Raw genomic sequence first — 19,372 nt, forward strand, 5'->3', positions numbered from 1 at the left:
AGTCTGGAGGCTTAAGGACTGAATCCGGACCCAAGGACCGGCCATCAAACACATATCAAGATATTATGTTAGAAGAACTGAAAGAAAAAGTATTCCGTGCCAACCTCGACCTCGTGAAACACAATCTCGTGATTTTCACCTGGGGCAACGTCTCTGGCATCGACCGCGAGAAAGGTCTCGTGGTAATCAAGCCTTCGGGCGTGTCATACGACAACATGAAGGCGTCTGACATGGTGGTGGTTGACCTGAACACGGGCAAAGCGGTGGAAGGCGATCTTAATCCGTCTTCTGACACTCCTACACACCTCGTGCTCTATCGTGCCTTTCCCGAAATCGGAGGTATCGTGCACACCCACTCCACTTATGCCACGGCATGGGCACAGGCAGGAAAGGACATTCCGAACATCGGAACGACACACGCCGACTATTTCCACGACTGCATACCATGCACCGGGGACATGACGGCAGACCAGATGGCTGAATACGAGAAAGAAACGGGAGTGGTTATAGTGAACCGTTTCAAAGACATCAACTACGTACATACGCCGGGCGTGCTGGTGAAAAACCACGGTCCGTTCTCATGGGGAAAGGATGCTGACGAGGCTGTATACAACTCCGTAGTGATGGAACAGGTGGCAAAGATGGCTTTCGTGGCATTCAGCGTGAACCCTGAGACCACTATGAACCCTCTGTTGATAGAGAAACATTTCAACCGCAAACACGGTCCGAACGCTTATTACGGACAAAAGAAAAAATAATCCGGAAGGATCAGAATTACAACCAGTCATTATGAATGGTCTGATGACCGTCTGGAGATAATAACATAACTAAAGAAGAAACAACTACGAAACAATGATCAAGGCATTTGAGAATTTGGAACTCTGGTGGATTACTGGAGCACAGCTCCTCTACGGAGGCGAGACAGTAAAGATTGTTGACGGTCACTCACAGGAGATGGTCGACGGATTGAACAAGTCGGGTATCATCCCGATAAAGGTGGTTTATAAAGGAACAGCAAACTCTGACAAGGAAGTGGCATCTATTATGATGGCTGCCAACAACGAGGAGAAATGTGTGGGCGTGATAACATGGATGCACACCTTCTCGCCAGCCAAGATGTGGATACACGGACTGCAGATGCTGCACAAACCTCTGCTCCACCTGCACACACAATACAACCAGGAGATTCCTTGGGACACGATGGACATGGACTTCATGAACCTGAACCAGAGCGCCCACGGCGACCGCGAGTTCGGACATATATGCTCACGTCTGCGCAAACCACGCAAAGTGGTTGTGGGATACTGGAAGGAGAAGAAGACACAGGAACACATCGCCGTATGGGCTCGTGTCGCCGCCGCCGTTGCCGACGCCAAAGACATGCTTATCATTCGTTTCGGAGACCAGATGAACAATGTTGCCGTGACCGACGGCGACAAGGTCAGCGCTGAGCAGGTTCTCGGTTACCACGTGGACTACTGCTGCGTGTCTGAGCTGATGGAATACTGGAAGCAGGTTGCCCCTGCCGATGTCGACGCATTAGTGGAGGAATACCACAAGTTATACAAAATCGTGCCTTGCGAGGCGGGCGAGGAAATCGGAAAGAAGAAGATATGGAATGCCGCACGCGCAGAGCTTGCCATCCGTGCCTGTCTCAAGGCGAAGGGTGCAAAGGGATTCACAACAAACTTCGATGACCTCGGTTCATGGGGCGACCCTGATGCCGACGACTTCGTAGGATTCGACCAGATTCCGGGCCTCGCATCACAGCGACTCATGGCTGAGGGATATGGCTTCGGCGCCGAAGGCGACTGGAAGTCGGCTGCCCTCTACCGCACTCTCTGGTATATGACTCAGGGTATGCCTACGGGATGCTCGTTCCTCGAAGACTACACACTGAACTTCGATGGAGAGAACTCTTCACTGCTCCAGAGCCACATGCTCGAGGTTTGTCCTCTCATCGCTGTCGACGACGAGCCAGTACGCCTTGAGGTACACCACCTCGGCATCGGCATACGCAAACAGCAGACGGCCCGCCTCGTGTTCAACTCAAAGGTTGGCGACGGCGTTACGGCAACGGTAGTCGACATGGGCAACCGCTTCAGACTCATCGTCAACGATGTACACTGCATCAAACCGAAACCACTGCCTAAGCTCCCTGTTGCCAACGCCCTGTGGATTCCGCAGCCTAATTTCGAGATCGGTGCCGGTTCGTGGATTCTCGCCGGCGGCACTCACCACAGCTGCTTCTCCTACGACATCACACCGGAGTATTGGGAGGACTATGCTGAGATGCTCGACATCGAATATCTGCATATCAACAAGGACTCCACATTCGAAAGCGTAAAGAGAGACCTCCGCATCAACGAAGTGTATTATATGCTGAACAAGGCATTGAGATAATAAATCTGATTATGAATGTAGGACAGCTCGAAACATGTAGAGTTGTCCTACAATCATAATCCCCAATCGGTCATTGGGCCGTTTAATGTAATATTTTACAACTGCTTGCAGTATTTTGCTTGTTATAAGGTGTCTTTTGCTTGTTTTTAATTCGCAATAGCTCGCTATTACTCATTAAAAGCCAAACAAAATCCCCTCTTCTAAAAACTCAAAATCCAAGCAAGCCCTAATGACCGATTGGGGATAATTGGTCCATACTATTACAGCAGACAAGAACATTAACACTGATATATATAATAAGGTAATGACAAACAATCCTAAAGCTACAATACAAGAAGGCAAGGCTATTCTCGGTATCGAATTCGGTTCCACAAGAATCAAGGCAGTGCTCATCGACGAGAACAACATCCCGATAGCCCAAGGCTCTCACGAATGGGAGAACCAGCTTATCGACGGACTGTGGACTTACAGCATCGAGGCTATATGGAACGGTGTGCAGAACTGCTACGCTGACCTTCGTGCCAACGTGATATCCAAATACGACGTTGAGATAGAACAGTTGGCTGCCATCGGCGTTAGCGCCATGATGCACGGATACATGGCATTCAACGAGAAGCAGGAGATACTTGCCCCTTTCCGCACATGGAGAAACACCAACACAGCGGAAGCTGCCGCCAAGCTCTCTGAACTGTTCCACTTCAACATCCCTCTGCGATGGAGCATCTCCCACCTCTATCAGGCAATACTCAACAAAGAGGACCATGTGAACGACATCAACTTCCTCACCACCCTTGCCGGATATATCCACTGGCAGATAACGGGCAAGAGAGTGCTCGGAGTGGGCGACGCATCCGGCATGCTGCCTATCGACTCCAAGACCAAGAACTACGACGCTGAGATGATACGCAAGTTTGATGAACTCGTGTCACCTTACGGCTTCGACTGGAAGATAACCGACATCTTGCCTCAGGTGCTCTCAGCCGGAGAGGATGCCGGCACTCTTACTGCCGAAGGTGCCAAACGACTCGACATCTCCGGTCATCTGAAGCCCGGCACACCGGTGTGTCCACCAGAGGGCGACGCCGGAACAGGAATGGTGGCCACCAATGCCGTGAGGAAACGCACGGGCAACGTGTCGGCTGGCACATCATCGTTCTCAATGATTGTATTGGAGAAGGCCCTGTCGCGTCCTTACGAGATGATCGACATGGTGACGACGCCTGACGGCAGTCCGGTGGCAATGGTACACTGCAACAACTGTACTTCTGACCTCAACGCATGGGTGAACCTCTTCAAGGAATATCAGGAACTGCTGGGAATACCTGTGGACATGAACGAGGTGTTCGGCAAACTCTACAACCATGCCCTCAAGGGCGACGCCGACTGCGGCGGACTGATGGCATACAACTATATCTCGGGAGAACCCGTTACAGGACTGGCTGACGGAAGGCCTCTCTTCATGCGCTCGGCAAAGAGCAAGTTCAACCTTGCCAACTTCATGCGTGCCAACCTGTACGCTTCAGTGGGAGTGTTGAAGATAGGCAACGACATCCTTTTCAACGACGAGAAGGTGAAAGTGGACCGTATCACTGGCCACGGCGGACTCTTCAAGACCCCAGGCGTGGGACAGCGTATACTGGCTGCCGCCATCAACTCTCCGATTTCTGTAATGGAAACGGCTGGCGAAGGCGGAGCATGGGGCATCGCGCTGCTGGCCGGCTATCTGGTGAACAACAAGAGCAAAATGAACCTCGCCGACTATCTCGACAAGAAGGTGTTTGCCGGTAACACCGGAGTGGAAATCGCTCCTACGAAAGAAGATGTTGAAGGCTTCAACGAGTACATAAAAGAATACCAGAACTGCCTGCCAGTGGAGCAAGAAGCAGTGAAATTAAAAAAATAATAAAGTATTCGCCTTAGTCTTCGCCAAAAACAAAATATTTATATATCTTTGCAACAAAAGAAAAACTTTGTTTAACTAAAGGCGATTAAGGATAAAAAACATATTGTCTTTTAGAATACTACAAAACATAAATCGATATGAACGACAAGAAGATTATGAACAGAGCAGCCGACAACATCCGCATCCTGGCTGCGTCTATGGTAGAAAAAGCTAAATCGGGACATCCGGGAGGAGCCATGGGTGGAGCGGATTTCATCAATGTGCTGTTCTCTGAATTCATGGTATGGGATCCGGACAATCTCACATGGGAAGGTCGCGACCGCTTCTTCCTCGACCCAGGACACATGTCACCGATGCTCTACAGCGCTCTCGCATTGCAGGGAAAATTCACCATCGACGAACTGAAGCAGTTCCGCCAGTGGGAATCTCCTACTCCAGGACACCCTGAGCGCGACGTGAAGCGTGGTGTGGAGAACACATCCGGTCCGCTCGGACAGGGCCACACCTTTGCAGCCGGTGCTGCTGTGGCTGAGAAGTTTCTCCAGGCAAAACTCGGTTCAGAAGTCATCAAGCACAAGATTTATGCATACATCTCTGACGGTGGTGTGCAGGAGGAGATATCACAGGGTGTCGGACGCATCGCCGGCAACCTTGGACTCAACAACCTCATCATGTTCTACGACTCCAACGACATCCAGCTCTCTACTGAGTGCAACGTGGTGATGAACGAGGATACCGCTGCCAAATACAAGGCTTGGGGATGGAACGTGGTGACAATCGACGGCAACGACCCAGACGCTATACGCCAGGCTCTCACCGACGCACAGAAAGAGGAGGAGCGTCCTACTCTTATCATCGGCAAGACTATCATGGGTAAGGGCGCACTCAAGGAGGATGGCTCAAGCTATGAGCACAGCATCAAGACTCACGGTGCTCCTCTCGGCGGCGAGGCTTACGTAAACACCATCAAGAATCTCGGCGGCGACCCTGAGAACCCATTCGTTATATTCCCTGAGGTGGAGAAGCTCTATGCTGACCGCGCTGAGGAGCTTCGCAAGATCGTTGCCGAGCGTCACGCCGAGGAAGAGGCTTGGGCTAAGGCTAATCCTGAAAAGGCTGAATTGATGAAGGAATGGTTCAGCGGCAACGCTCCTAAGGTGGACTGGTCTGTAGTGTCACAGAAGGAGGGTTCTGCCACTCGTGCCGCTTCTGCAGCATGTCTCGGTGCTCTCGCTGAGCAGGTTCCTAACATGGTTTGCTCTTCAGCAGACCTGTCTAACAGCGACAAGACCGACGGTTTCCTGAAGAAGACCCACTCTATCGTTCGCGGCGACTTCAGCGGCGCATTCTTCCAGGCTGGTGTTAGCGAGCTGACAATGGCGTGCATGTGTATCGGTATGTATCTGCACGGTGGAGTGATACCGGCTTGCGGCACATTCTTCGTATTCTCTGACTATATGAAGCCTGCCGTACGTATGGCTGCGCTGATGGAGGTGCCTATCAAGTTCATCTGGACCCACGACGCATTCCGCGTCGGTGAGGACGGACCAACTCATGAGCCTGTTGAACAGGAGGCACAGATCCGCCTGATGGAGAAGCTGAAGAACCACCACGGCAAGGACAGCGTTCGCGTGTTCCGTCCTGCTGATGCCGACGAGACTACCGTTTGTTGGGCTATGGCAATGGAGAACATGGAAACTCCTACTGCTCTCATCTTCTCTCGCCAGAATGTTGCCAAACTGCCTGCCGGCAACGACTACGAGCAGGCTCGCAAGGGTGCATACATAGTGGCTGGATCTGATGAGGACTTCGACGTTATCCTGCTTGCTGACGGTTCTGAGGTGTCTACATTGGTGGCAGGTGCTGAACTTCTGCGCAAGGACGGTGTGAAGATCCGTATTGTCAGCGTACCGAGCGAGGGTCTGTTCCGCACTCAGTCTAAGGAGTATCAGGAGAGCATCCTGCCTGCAGGAAGCAAGATTTTCGGTATGACTGCCGGTCTGCCTGTAACTCTTGAGGGCCTTGTAGGTGCCAACGGCAAGGTATTCGGTATGCCAAGCTTCGGTTTCTCAGCTCCTTACAAGGTGCTCGACGAGAAACTCGGCTACACTGCTGAGAATGTATACAAGCAGGTGAAGGAACTCTTGAAGTAAGAAAAAAAAAACGACGGTCTTGTAAGTCTCTCTCCTACCAATCCCGCCGATGGCGGCGACAGAGAACAGAGGATGACAGACTGACCGACTATAAAGGATTGAAGAAAAACAAATAGGAGTCGCGGGAGGACTTCTCTAAAAAAGGAGTCCTCCGCATCTCTAACCCTAAGCCAAGAACATTGAGCTTATAAACGCAAATAATAACCCTTAAAAAACTTACGACTATGGAAGTAAAGACAGTTGGAGTGGCATGTGACCACGCAGGTTTCCCTTTGAAGCAGTTTGTAATCCAGTATCTGGAATCTAAAGGTTATCAGTATAAGGACTTCGGTACATACAGCGACACAAGTTGTGACTATCCTGATTTCGCTCATCCTCTGGCAGAGGCAGTAGAGAGCGGCGAGTGCTATCCTGGCATCGCTATCTGCGGCAGCGGCGAGGGAATGGTGATGACACTGAACAAACATCAGGGCATCCGCGCTGGTCTTGCATGGGACAAGGAAGTGGCTGGTTTGATCCGTCAGCACAACAATGCTAACGTTCTCGTTATGCCAGGTCGCTTCATCGCCAACAAATTGGCTGAGACAATAATGGACGAATTCTTCAAGACTCCTTTTGAGGGCGGACGCCACGAAAGAAGAGTAGAGAAGATTCCAGTAAAATAAACAGTGGTTCGCAATCTGCGAACAAGCTGAAGAAAAAAGACAAAGTTGTGGGTTTACCTTCATGGCAGACTCACAACTTTTTTATTTCAATAACTACTGTAAAACCGAAACGACAATTATCACTATCGTAATACGGAAATTGTATTTGCGGTCTACAAGATTAACGGCAAAAATTGGGCACGGTGCTTGCCCATCATGGGCACGCTGCTTTCTCATCATGGGCACGCTGCTTGCCCCACATGGGCAGAATTGGCACCCGATTTATAACCCAAATCGGTCCGTTAGGGCTTGCCTGGATTTTGCATTTTAGAAGAGTGGATTTTGTTTGGGTTTACATACTTCTAACGGCATAATGACCGATGGATCATTTCAGCGGCTCCACATGGATATTGATATGCGTGCGCTTGCCGAAGCGGCGACGTAACTCATGTTCTATGTTCGTAGCATGCTCATGCGAAGTCGTCAGACTGATGTCGCCCGGCATTCTGAGGTGCATCTCTATGGCAATGTCGTTGCCTATATGACGGGTGCAGAGATTGTGGATGTCGCTGACACACGGTTCTCTATTGGCAATGGCAACAATCTCGTCTTCCATTTCCTTCGGCAGGCTCTTCTCGAGCAGTTCTCCAAACGAGCTGCCGATTAGTCCGAGGGCTGTCTTCACAATGAAAAGGCTCACCACAACGGCAGCTATAGGGTCGAGCACCGCCCAACTCTTTCCCAACAATATCGCTCCACCGATTCCCACAGCTGTACCTATCGATGAGAGGGCGTCGCTGCGATGGTGCCAGGCATTTGCAACAACTGCCTGCGACCCAACTTGTTTTCCCACACGTGCCGTAAAGCGGAAGGTCCATTCTTTCAGGCCGATGCCCAGGAGAGCTGCCAAAAGGGCTATCATTCCCGGCTGATGGATTTCCTCGCCACGCATCACATCCCATATCTGAAGGCATCCGTTATAGAATATGTATAGTCCCACAGCGAGCAGGGCGAGACCGATTATCGATGTGGCGAGTGTCTCATATTTGCCGTGGCCATAGTCGTGGTCTTCATCAACGGGTTTTGAACTGATGCGCACGAAGGCTATCACCACAATGTCTGTGAGGAAATCTGACAATGAATGCACGGCATCAGCAATCATGGCTGCCGAACCGCCGAGGATACCGGCAATGAACTTGAACACGAGAAGCACCACATTGACGACACTTCCCATCAGCGTGACACGATAAATCTTTTTTTCTCTTTCTTCTATTTCCATGACATACTTAATTCTTGTTATATACAAATGCAAAGGTATAAACAATTACCTATTATTAGGTATGGTTCAAAGAAAAGTATGATTAAAAAAGATAAAAAACACGTATCAAAATCCACTCTTCTAAAAGCAAAATCCAAGCAAGCGCTAATGCCCGATTTGGGTTAAACAAAAAAAATCTCCAATTCCTCAACTCTTGACCATTACAACCGTCAATCCGGTTCGTCTCGTCAAGAATTCAAGAATCAGAGAATTCAGAATATCTTTTTTCCTCCTCAACCTGGCATCACCACCCTGCAAGAAATAAAGCCTACAGGCTAATACAGCTAAGGGAGGGAATATCAATCATCAGTCTTCGTATCCGTTAGGATTGTTCTTCTGCCAATTCCAACTGTCGCGACACATTTCCTCGATGCCATAGTGTGCCTCCCAGCCCAGCTCTGCCTTTGCCTTTGCAGGATTGCAGTAGCAGGTGGCTATGTCACCGGCACGGCGTGGCTTGATAGAATACTTTATCTTGATGCCGTTGGCCTTCTCGAAGGCTTTCACCACGTCGAGCACCGAATATCCGTGACCTGTTCCGAGGTTATATACGGCAAGTCCGCAGTTGCGCTCGATAGCCTTCAGCGCACACACATGACCGGCAGCCAGGTCGCACACATGGATATAGTCGCGCACTCCCGTTCCGTCGGGTGTGTCGTAGTCGTTGCCAAACACGCCGAGCTCTTCTCTCTTGCCCACTGCCACTTGTGTGATGTAAGGCATAAGGTTGTTTGGAATACCGTTAGGGTCTTCGCCGATTTTGCCGCTCGGATGTGCACCGATAGGATTGAAATATCTCAGCAATACCACGTTCCATTCAGGATCGGCATGGTGTACGTCTTTAAGCACTTCCTCAAGCATCCACTTTGTCTGGCCGTAAGGATTGGTGCAGTAGCCCTTCGGACACTCCTCTGTGATAGGAATCATCGCCGGGTCGCCATACACAGTGGCTGAACTTGAGAAGATGATGTTCTTGCAGCCGTGCTTGCGCATCACGTCAACGAGGACAAACGTTGCCACCATATTGTTCTCATAATACTCCAATGGCTTTGCCACCGACTCTCCGACGGATTTCAGTCCGGCATAGTGGATAACGGCGTCGAACTGGTTCTCGCCGAAGATCTTCTCCATCGCATCTCTGTCTCTCACATCGGCGTTATAGCATTTCACCTCCTTGCCGATAAGCTCTGATACTCTCTTGAGCGCCTCCGGCTTGGAGTTGAAGAAATTGTCCACCACTACTACGCTGTGACCAGCCTTGTCAAGTTCAATGATTGTGTGGGTGCCGATGAATCCGGCACCACCGCATAAAAGAATGTTCATAACTCTTTACCTATTAAAATCTTTCGAGTCAATATCTATAATATCCATCTGCAAAAGTAACGAATTTATGGCAATTACCGCCACTTGCTCCCCTATTTCTGCTCATACATTGTTGATTTTAACATAATCCAAACATTCATTGCAACGTGGGATTCACATTATGCGTAAGAAATGTTTGCCGTTACAAAGAAAATAAGTAATTTTGCACGCATATCCATTTTTATAATTATAAAAAAGACATGATGCAGGCTATGATATTCGCCGCCGGACTCGGCACCCGACTCAAGCCGCTCACCGACCACATGCCAAAGGCTATGGTGAGCGTGGGAGGAGAACCGCTCATCAGGCACGTCATAGAGAAGCTGAAGGCAAGCGATGCGGAGCGCATCGTAGTGAACGTACACCACTTTGCCGAACAGATAACAGACTACCTAAAAGACAACAACAACTTCGGTGTTGACATCCGCATATCCGACGAATCGCAGAAGCTGCTCGACACGGGAGGCGGAATAAAGAAGGCTGCGCCACTCTTCCTCGGCGACAGGCCGATACTGATACACAATGTGGATATACTGAGCAACGTAGACCTGCAACGGTTTTATGCCGAAGCTGACCATGAGAGCGGTGTCGACGCACTGCTGCTCGTGAGTGAGAGAAAGACGAAACGCTATCTGCTCTTCAACGACGACATGAGGCTCGTGGGATGGACCAACATTGAGACGGGAGAGGTGAAATCCCCTCATGAAGGTCTTGATCCGGACAAATGCCACAAATACGCCTTCGCCGGCATACATGCATTTTCACCAAGGCTGTTCCCGCTGTTCAACGGGTTCGGCGACAAATTCGGCATCATTGACTTCTATCTCAAAGCATGTGCCGACCACAATATCCGGGGATATCTGAAAAAGGACCTCCGCCTGCTCGATGTAGGGAAGCTCGACACGCTGAAGGAGGCTGAGGATTTCATCTCCGGGTTATAAAGGGATTTTAATGGATATAAAGTGACTCAGATACAAGAAACAATATCATCTAAACAATATAAGTAAATGCAACAGAAGATCATTATTTTAGACTTCGGCTCACAGACCACGCAGCTCATCGGACGCCGCGTGCGCGAGCTCGACACCTTCTGCGAGATTATGCCTTACAACAAGTTTCCGAAAGACGACGAGAGCGTCATTGGAGTGATACTCAGCGGAAGCCCCTACTCTGTTCACGACAAGGAGGCGTTTAAGGTTGACCTCAGCCAGTTCATCGGCAGAATCCCTGTTCTGGGCATCTGCTATGGAGCGCAATACATCTCCTATTCCAACGGTGGAAAGGTGGAGGCTGCCGACTCTCGCGAGTACGGAAGGGCATGTCTGGAGCAGTTCGACAAAGAGGACCCTCTCTTCAAAGGCTTCGTGGACAAATCGCAGGTGTGGATGAGCCACGGCGACACGATAACGGCGATACCGGAGGACTACAAGTGTATCGCGTCGACAGCAAATGTGAAGTTTGCTGCCTACGCTTCTACAAAGCAGCCGGTATGGGCGGTGCAGTTCCATCCAGAGGTGTTCCACTCGCTGCAGGGCACTCAGTTGCTGAAGAACTTCGTGGTTGACATCTGCGGAAGCCGGCAGGACTGGAGCGCAGACTCCTTTGTGGAGACTACGGTGAAGGAACTGAAGGAGCAGCTGGGCGACGACAAGGTGATTCTCGGACTCTCCGGCGGCGTGGACTCAAGCGTTGCCGCTGTATTGCTCAACAAGGCAATAGGCAAGAACCTCACCTGTATCTTCGTAGACCATGGTATGCTGCGCAAGAACGAGTTCCGCGACGTGATGGAGGATTACAAGTGCTTGGGTCTGAACGTTATCGGTGTGGACGCAAGCGAGAAATTCTTCGCCGACCTGGCAGGAGTGACAGATCCTGAAAAGAAGCGCAAGATTATCGGAAGGGACTTCGTAGAGGTGTTCAATGCCGAGGCGAAGAAGCAGACGGGAGCAAAATGGTTGGCTCAGGGCACTATATACCCTGACCGCATCGAGAGTCTCAACATCACGGGCAAGGTGATAAAGAGCCACCACAACGTGGGCGGACTGCCTAAGGAGATGAACCTCCAGCTCTGCGAACCGCTCCAGTGGCTGTTCAAAGACGAGGTGCGTCGCGTGGGCCGTTCTATGGGTATGCCTGAGCATCTCATCACACGCCATCCGTTCCCAGGCCCTGGTCTCGCCGTGCGCATTCTCGGTGACATCACTCCTGAGAAGGTTCGCATCCTACAGGATGCCGACGATATCTATATCCGCGGTCTGCGCGACTACAAGGTGCGTCTCTCCGGAGAGGATGCGCGTCGCGTATTGGCTGCCGGCGTTCCTGCCGACATGCAGAACGGCGAGATTGAGGTGTCTCTCTACGACCAGATATGGCAGGCAGGCACGGTGCTCCTCTCCACAGTACGTTCTGTGGGTGTGATGGGCGACGAGCGCACTTACGAGCATCCTGTTGCTCTGCGTGCCGTGACTTCTACCGATGCCATGACAGCTGACTGGGCTCATTTGCCATACGATTTCATGGCCAAGGTGAGCAACGAGATAATAAACAAGGTACGTGGAGTAAACCGCGTATGCTACGACATCTCCTCAAAGCCACCAGCAACTATCGAGTGGGAGTAAGAAAGAGAGTCTTTTGCACGATGGCCGTCTGTATGATAAGCATCGGTAAGCACAGTGCATAACAGACATATACCCATATAGTTAGACCACCATCCGAATTCCTTTTAAGAGGTGCGGATGGTGATCTTCTCTGTATGTAATAATCTGTGGATTGGAGTGGATTGTCCCCTAAAATCGTCCCCTCTTTTCCCCTCTAAAGTCACGACAAATAGAATCTCTTGTTGACGCAGAAGAACAAAATCGTATAAAACTACAGCAGACTCCAATAGAATTCTTCAAAGAATATGTCGAACGTAAAAGAATTGACACACATACTGGAAGATATATTGGTGAAAGAACCAAGATACATCAGCGAACGGTTATTCATCGTTTGGAATTATTTCTTGTTGATACTCTCCTCCCTAACGATTTCTCAACCTTTACTTCAAAGAAGTTTGATGCTCAATTTACGGAATGGTGTTATTTTTCTTGATGTTATAATAAAAACATAATACCTTTGCATAAAAAATATGATTAGCAATATTTATACAACATTATTAGATTTGATTCGACAAAATAATACAGAATTACTGTCAATCATTCCCTGCAAGCCCAAATCAAGTGATGATGACTTGCAGCTTACAAAATTACTGGAAGTTGAACAAACAAGTGCAGAGGAAGCAATGGGGAAAATCCATAATGTTCTTGATATCATATCAGGCAATGGGGATTTCTTTGGAAAATATATTGCAATAGAAAATATACTTCAACAAGGAGGAGTTGCAAAACTGATGTATCTATTATATAAGAAAGGCAAGGAAAACGATGACGAGTGGATAGTGAACGAATTTCTTTCTCCAATAGAGAAAATCCAATCATTGTTCCGTGGGATGCCCCTATTTAAAGTTGAAGTTGTTGATGCACGACCGAATAAGGAAAAGAAAGTTGGCACTCCGATGAATAATATGGGCAGATATGACGTATTTCTTCAAAATGCATCGACTAACGAGTGCATACTGATTGATTTTCCAACCAAAGAGTCGAAGATAATCTATCTGTGGATGCTTTTGCATACAAGACAAGAACTCAAACGCAGTGAGATAATCAAGAGCATGGAAGAATTATTTCGCATCTGCGAGCTATGCTATTATGGAACTTACTTTGAGTTGAGAGATAAGATAAATGGAAAAGAGATGAAAAATGGCAGGGATGGTTTCGCCCAGTTCTGGCTTCAGCATAAGCCAAAAGCCAATGCTAGTGTTCAGTATGCCCTCGGCAAGCAAGACAATGCGGAATGGTACACTATTGAATATGACAAGAAGAAAGAGGTCAGTTCTCTTAGTTTGCCTGATAATTTTATTTCATTACCAGAAAGTTTAACATTTTAAAATATTGATTATATGTCATTTGTAAAGAAAATAAAAGAGAAAACGCAAGAAGACCTTGTTAAACGTGCAGACGAAGTGTTTGACAATGTGTACCCTACAATGAAATACGAAACAATTTTTAGGGCTAATAACGTTAATGGAAATATTATGAGTAATGTTGAAGTCACAAAAGACGGCCGCCATTATTATCCTAATAATGATTTATGGAACATACTGATGGAAAACGGGTATTGGCCATATTCCTCAAATTTATCTGGCAATATAGATTTTGTCGATGAAGATGTTCAATTATGGATTAACGCATCAAAACATAGAGCACTTGCTTGGATTGGTCCAAAGCATTTGGAAACTATGGATGATCTTGCGACGGATATAGAGATACCAGATTCTATTCCAGGTATTGCCAATGTAGAGATGGTTTACATTGTTTGCAAACGATGGTCTGGAGGATTCACAATACCAAATACAGTGAAGAATATCTTTATCGATAAATTTTCATTAAATTATTATGGTGAAGAATTCTTATCTGGAAATGGAGGTTGCATAGTTATTGGTAAGGATAATCCCTATTTACATTGTGAGCAAGGTTATGCTATATATACAAAAGACAAGAAAACACTTTTGGATTTTACAAAATGTAGTGAATATTCTCCATACGAGCTAATTGAAGGAGTTGAAACCAATAGAAAATTCGCATTTTTGAATATGAAGTTTATTCCTAGGTGTCTTGAGGTTCCAGTTTCTATGAAAAGTCTAAATGTACGTTGTGTCGAAAAGATGGGCGTATTCCCAATTGAAATTAATTGCAAAGGTGCTATCAAAGAGCTAAATATTCCACTTGATGCTTCTGCTGTTATAAACAATTACATTGAGGATGTTGATTGTGTTGACAGAGATAAACAGAATGATTGTAGTCTCGTTTTTAAAGCACCAATTCCAGATGAATCACCTGCTGTTGAAGGATGTTTCTTTTTAACAGCAGCTGGAGCGGCAACGAATAAATACCGAAGAAGAAAGCCTTGGTCAAGAAAAATAATGGTGAAGGGCTATGATATAGAAAGTGTATCTCCGATTACTTTAAAATGTTATGACGAGCACATAGGATGTCAAGTTAGATTAAAAGATAAACATGTTGAATGTGATAGTTATTATGTGTACGAAAGTGTCGATATTGTTTTGAACAAATTAAGACAATGCGGAATTGTAGATGTTCCTGTTGTCTAAATACTTTGTGCTTATATCAATATAATAATCCCATCATCCCCGATGGGATTTTTCTATATACGTATATCATTACCTTGCCTTTGAGAAAACTGTCGTATCTTTGCAGCACAAAAAATATTCATCAAAAACAAGGTATTATGAAAGAATTCAATAAGATAGATTACACTGAGTACAAGGACAGATACGATGAGAGCGTGAAGCAGAAGCTGCATTCTTCTCCTGATGAGATTGATGTTGAAACGATGCGAGCTTATATGTATGGCTACACATTTACGGATAAATACGCAAAAGGAATATTACCAAATGAGTTGAGCATGGACTATTGGGCAAATGAATGCGAGAATATGACGGATAATGAGGACGAAGATTTCAATCTTCAGTCTTTGGGAGATTTTAAAAAAGAAGTAATGGATTCTGTCAACAATGGAGATAGAGATATGTATGATGTGTCAACAGTACAGGAGAGACGAATTTTGGAAGCCATGGATAGTACAGGTGACGGCAAAACTCCTGAGACTGCACTTTGTGTTATAGATGTTGAACAGGAATATGAATACATCAAAAGAGTGTTGCCGTACTCAGATTTAATAATGATGGGACAAAGCGTTTATAATGGCATAGACTGCCTGATATTTAACTATGGTGTTGAACGAATCTATTTTGATATAAGACGACGTTTTGAGGTAGGCTATTCAGGTTTTGATGAATAGTTAAACTTAGACGATGATGATAATAATCCCTGATATACATACCGACCACTATGGCAAAACAAGGACAAATTCAAGGAGTAACCTTCGAAGAAGTTGTAGAGCGCGGATGTGGTCTTGAAGTTCACAATACTTTGAGGGTGTTATATATAATCGCATCGTGGGGCTCTACTTGGTTATCAGATTCCTACGGTAAAGGTTTTGTCAGAACCCGAGGTGCAGGAGGTGAGGTAGCGAATATGGTCTCCACGATTTTTTATGTACCTACACTAACGTATTAAGAATTATCAAGTCCATAAGTGGAGATATGGACAGGCTTTTAAAATTACAATCCTATGGATATAAATGAATAAAAGAACTTGGCAACGAGTTACAATCTTTACTCCGAAACGACAAAAGAACTGATACAAAATTTACAGGGAAGTATTAAATATAAGTTCGGAATCTATTTAAAATCAGAAGAATACAAGGATAAACTGATGTATGAATGGTTTGAAACAGAATTTGACAGTCTTGTTTCTCAGGGCATGGAAGAAGAAGAGGCAGAAGTCCAAGCTTATGATTATGCTGAAGAACTCTGGAATCGAACAGCAAGCAGTATTCAAAACGTTCCTCCACACCACATCTGGACTATTGAGAAAGAAATTGATGATGTCGTATGCAAATGCATTTTGCAGATTAATAAGAATGAATGCTTGGATATTAAATTATTTACTTTTGATGCTAAAGACTCTTCTTTAGAAGAATACAAAAGCCTACTAAATACTATAGAATCCACCAAATCTACAATTGTTCTTCTCATTAAGAATTTTGATAAGGCTAAGGGCGAACTTTTCGAGTGGTTACGTTATGATGTCAAGAATGGGGTAGCAAAGAATTATCAAACAATCATTACGACCCCACTTATTTCTGACGGGCAAACACAGAGTTTAATTGGCATTGGAGTTTTGCAGACAGTTTTAATTTCTGAATAGGGTGTCCAGTTAGTCGTTCCAAATTGAGTGCTCACATGAGCTGGTACCTTAGGTTCTAGTACGCCCTGTGCTATATGATGATTAGCTTGCAACAAATTATGCCTTTTTACCGATGCAGAAAGTAATAGCGAATTTCCTTTGCAAATAAATACACACTGATACTCGATTAGTTACGAGCGTGTTGGATTTTTGCAACAAATAAGATTGCAACGTTTTTACAACATTTCTGCTGCAAAACAACTTTCCATAAGTCAGAAAAAGCCAAAAGAAGTGCCCCGGCACGAGGGCACGGAACACTTCAAAGCAATACAGATATGAGTAATCACAATTTTCAAGTATTAGGATTTGAAGCCGAAATTACGGTGGTAATCCCTAACGATGCAGAAGCATTTTTGCCTATCGTTATCAAGAATGGTAATCTCTATAACCCAGAGAATGGTTTCAAGCCTATCGATCCGAAACCAAAGCAGAAGTCTTTGACCGCCAATCAGCAGGAACGTGCAATGTCTATCATCAACGATGCTGCCAAATGGTGGAAGCCTCAGAGTGTTGCAGCTCCCGTTGCAGAACAACCTACTGAGCCTGCTGCACCGATACAGCCCACGACACCGCAAACAACCCTTGAAAATCTCATCGCTAAGAGTGTTGCCGAGTTGTCAGTGAACAGCGTCATGGAGACTGCACAGCCTTTTATCGAGAAGTATGTGGCTGATAACTTTGGTATTCTTCCTAAGACTATCGAAGTCAAGACGGAGACCGACACAAAGAAGGTCACGGGCTATACGCACCATGAGTTTGAGACCGTTCTTAAACTTGTTGCAGCAGACATCCCCGTATTTCTTACGGGCCCTGCCGGTTGTGGTAAGAATGTTATCTGCAAGCAGATATCAGAAGCACTTGGTAAAGAGTTCTACTTCTCTAACGCTGTTACGCAGGAGTACAAAATTACGGGCTTCATTGATGCCAATGGCAAGTATCAAGAAACACAGTTCTACAAAGCGTTTACACATGGGGGTGCTTTTATGTTGGACGAAATGGACGCTTCAACTCCCGAAGTGCTTGTAATACTCAATGCTGCAATTGCTAACCGCTACTTTGATTTCCCCGTAGGTCGTGTTGAAGCTCATCCCGATTTTCGAATTGTAGCAGCAGGAAACACATACGGAACGGGAGCCGACATTGAATACACGGGACGTTTCCAACTTGACGCATCGAGCCTTGACCGCTTTGCGATAATCGAAGTTTCGTATGACAATGATATCGAGTTAGCCATCGCAGGTGGTGACAAAGAAGTGATTGAGTTCATTCACGCTTTCCGCTCAGCTATCGTTGCTGCCGACATCAAGTTTACGGTGTCATACCGAGCCATTGAGCGACTTGTAAAGCTCAAAGGAATGTTCGACACACAAAAGACTATCCAACTCGCAGTATTGCGTGGTATGGAAAAAGACGATGCAAAAATGGTGGCAAAGAACCTCCCCAAGATAAGCAATCAGTATATCTACGAACTCAAAAAGATGTTGAAGAAATGAAGAACGGAGAATTTGTAACAGAAACATTCAACGGTGTTAATGAATTCCTGAGTGTGATAGGAAAACGCAGTCCGAATAACGTGTTCAAAGGAGAGAAACTTTCAAGCGAAAAGTCCGACTACGATTTCACCATGACCAGTAGTTACGCTGAGAGCGAGGAACTAATGGCAAAGGGCTACAAAGATGGTCTCAATGACTTGCAGAAATGCAAATCATTGAAGGTGAACCGAACAACCAACATCCGAAAGAACATTCCCCAAACGGGGATTGTTGGATATGCGCCACATGTTCCGAATGCGATAGCAGGTGTTCCTCAAAGCATGATTGCACAACAGAAGATAGAGCAGCGTGCAAAGGTTTTGACCATCGTGTATGATATTGGCGCTTCGGCAAATGTGGATGCAGAAAGGTTTGTCTCAGCAGGAAGACATGTGCTTGACTTGGTTCAGACATTGGAGCTGCAAGGCTATCGTGTCCGTGTCGATATTCAACACGCTTTCTGTACACACAAAGAACGTGCTATATGCAGAATTACAGTGAAGAACCACCGCCAACCGATAAATCCACTCAAAATATCCTATCTGCTTATACACCCTTCATTCTGTCGCAGACAAGGCTTTCGGTGGTTGGAAACGGTGACCGAACTGACAAACCCCGATTTCGCAAGCGGATATGGCAGACCTCTGTATTGGCAAGTTGATAGCGATGGTGCTTCAACTGACCAAATCCGTGAGTATCTAAGACAACACAGATTGTTAGAAAAGGGCACGTTCTTCACTAACTTCTATGAAGCAGAGAACCATTCTGCTGATGAGCTTGTAGAACTCATGGGGATTAAGAAGAAATCAAGTAAGTAAAACCGCAGGGCTTCGGCCCTGCCTAAAACCAAAGAAAAATGAGCAATGTATGTGACAACTGCATCAACTGCAACTGCATGAAATGCCCGATATTTTCACATGAAGTGTATGGGCTCTGCAGATTTTGTCCGTGGATAGCTCACACATAACTGTTAGCCAAATTTCATCGTGCAACGGTACAAGAAGAACGGCAGAACAAGAAGGATATTGTGGCAACCGTCAGCGGAACAGGCATAGAGTCGGAAACTCGCACGTTCCAATCGACAACGAGATCATTGTCAGAACTGAAAGAATGGCTATTGGCATTGGG

15 protein-coding genes are annotated in these 19,372 nt (G+C 46.5%); 13 read left to right on the forward strand and 2 right to left on the reverse strand.

Annotated elements, in window-relative coordinates; genetic code table 11:
* The first annotated feature begins 65 nt into the window (after positions 1 to 65).
* The 5 genes from CCC32_RS11775 (at position 66) to rpiB (ending at position 7,124) form a co-directional block, all read left to right on the forward strand.
* The gene (locus tag CCC32_RS11775) at positions 66 to 758 is read left to right on the forward strand and encodes an L-ribulose-5-phosphate 4-epimerase (protein ID WP_287074717.1); all 693 of its coding nucleotides are present in this window, start codon (positions 66 to 68) and stop codon (positions 756 to 758) included.
* 94 nt (positions 759 to 852) lie between these two features.
* Complete coding sequence (araA, locus tag CCC32_RS11780; protein ID WP_287074719.1) at positions 853 to 2,403, forward strand: L-arabinose isomerase; 1,551 nt, start codon at positions 853 to 855, stop codon at positions 2,401 to 2,403.
* Positions 2,404 to 2,707: 304 nt separating this feature from the next.
* Positions 2,708 to 4,306 (forward strand): xylulokinase, encoded by a 1,599-nt coding sequence (locus CCC32_RS11785; RefSeq protein ID WP_022317631.1) that lies wholly within the window; start codon positions 2,708 to 2,710, stop codon positions 4,304 to 4,306.
* A gap of 137 nt (positions 4,307 to 4,443) precedes the next feature.
* The gene (locus CCC32_RS11790) at positions 4,444 to 6,459 is read left to right on the forward strand and encodes a transketolase family protein (protein WP_044064965.1); all 2,016 of its coding nucleotides are present in this window, start codon (positions 4,444 to 4,446) and stop codon (positions 6,457 to 6,459) included.
* A gap of 224 nt (positions 6,460 to 6,683) precedes the next feature.
* A complete protein-coding gene (rpiB, locus tag CCC32_RS11795; RefSeq protein WP_022317629.1) occupies positions 6,684 to 7,124 on the forward strand; it encodes a ribose 5-phosphate isomerase B in 441 nt (146 codons plus the stop codon).
* 364 nt (positions 7,125 to 7,488) lie between these two features.
* Here rpiB and CCC32_RS11800 read toward each other — a convergent pair whose 3' ends face one another.
* Together CCC32_RS11800 and galE are read right to left on the reverse strand one after the other, a co-directional pair.
* Positions 7,489 to 8,382 carry a cation diffusion facilitator family transporter gene (locus CCC32_RS11800; protein ID WP_287074723.1) on the reverse strand — a complete coding sequence of 298 codons (894 nt, stop codon included), beginning with the start codon at positions 8,380 to 8,382 and terminating at the stop codon, positions 7,489 to 7,491.
* 345 nt (positions 8,383 to 8,727) lie between these two features.
* Positions 8,728 to 9,744 (reverse strand): UDP-glucose 4-epimerase GalE, encoded by a 1,017-nt coding sequence (gene galE / locus CCC32_RS11805; protein WP_022317627.1) that lies wholly within the window; start codon positions 9,742 to 9,744, stop codon positions 8,728 to 8,730.
* A 239-nt stretch (positions 9,745 to 9,983) separates the two neighbouring features.
* Here galE and CCC32_RS11810 point away from each other — a divergent pair, with 239 nt between their 5' ends.
* The 8 genes from CCC32_RS11810 to CCC32_RS11845 all read left to right on the forward strand — a co-directional run bounded on the left by CCC32_RS11810 (position 9,984) and on the right by CCC32_RS11845 (position 19,062).
* Positions 9,984 to 10,724, forward strand: coding sequence for a nucleotidyltransferase family protein (locus CCC32_RS11810; RefSeq protein ID WP_022317626.1), 741 nt, complete (start codon positions 9,984 to 9,986; stop codon positions 10,722 to 10,724).
* Between the two features lie 66 nt (positions 10,725 to 10,790).
* A complete protein-coding gene (gene guaA / locus CCC32_RS11815) occupies positions 10,791 to 12,401 on the forward strand; it encodes a glutamine-hydrolyzing GMP synthase (RefSeq protein WP_287074727.1) in 1,611 nt (536 codons plus the stop codon).
* A 509-nt stretch (positions 12,402 to 12,910) separates the two neighbouring features.
* On the forward strand, positions 12,911 to 13,768 hold the full coding sequence (locus CCC32_RS11820; RefSeq protein WP_287074729.1) for a hypothetical protein: 858 nt from the start codon (positions 12,911 to 12,913) through the stop codon (positions 13,766 to 13,768).
* A 12-nt stretch (positions 13,769 to 13,780) separates the two neighbouring features.
* Positions 13,781 to 14,992: a hypothetical protein gene (locus tag CCC32_RS11825; RefSeq protein ID WP_287074731.1), complete on the forward strand. Its 1,212-nt coding sequence runs from the start codon at positions 13,781 to 13,783 to the stop codon at positions 14,990 to 14,992.
* A 137-nt stretch (positions 14,993 to 15,129) separates the two neighbouring features.
* Complete coding sequence (locus CCC32_RS11830) at positions 15,130 to 15,702, forward strand: DUF4919 domain-containing protein (protein WP_287074733.1); 573 nt, start codon at positions 15,130 to 15,132, stop codon at positions 15,700 to 15,702.
* 356 nt (positions 15,703 to 16,058) lie between these two features.
* Positions 16,059 to 16,673 carry a hypothetical protein gene (locus CCC32_RS11835; RefSeq protein ID WP_287074734.1) on the forward strand — a complete coding sequence of 205 codons (615 nt, stop codon included), beginning with the start codon at positions 16,059 to 16,061 and terminating at the stop codon, positions 16,671 to 16,673.
* 314 nt (positions 16,674 to 16,987) lie between these two features.
* Entirely contained in the window at positions 16,988 to 18,205 is a 1,218-nt protein-coding gene (locus CCC32_RS11840; RefSeq protein ID WP_287074735.1) for an AAA family ATPase, read from the forward strand.
* Complete coding sequence (locus CCC32_RS11845; protein ID WP_287074737.1) at positions 18,202 to 19,062, forward strand: DUF7192 family protein; 861 nt, start codon at positions 18,202 to 18,204, stop codon at positions 19,060 to 19,062. Before CCC32_RS11840 ends, CCC32_RS11845 begins: the two co-directional genes overlap by 4 nt.
* Positions 19,063 to 19,372: the final 310 nt, after the last annotated feature.

Source organism: Prevotella sp. LMAG:51, from assembly GCF_008680225.1.
In the GTDB taxonomy this organism is placed as follows: Bacteria; Bacteroidota; Bacteroidia; order Bacteroidales; family Bacteroidaceae; genus Prevotella; species Prevotella pectinovora.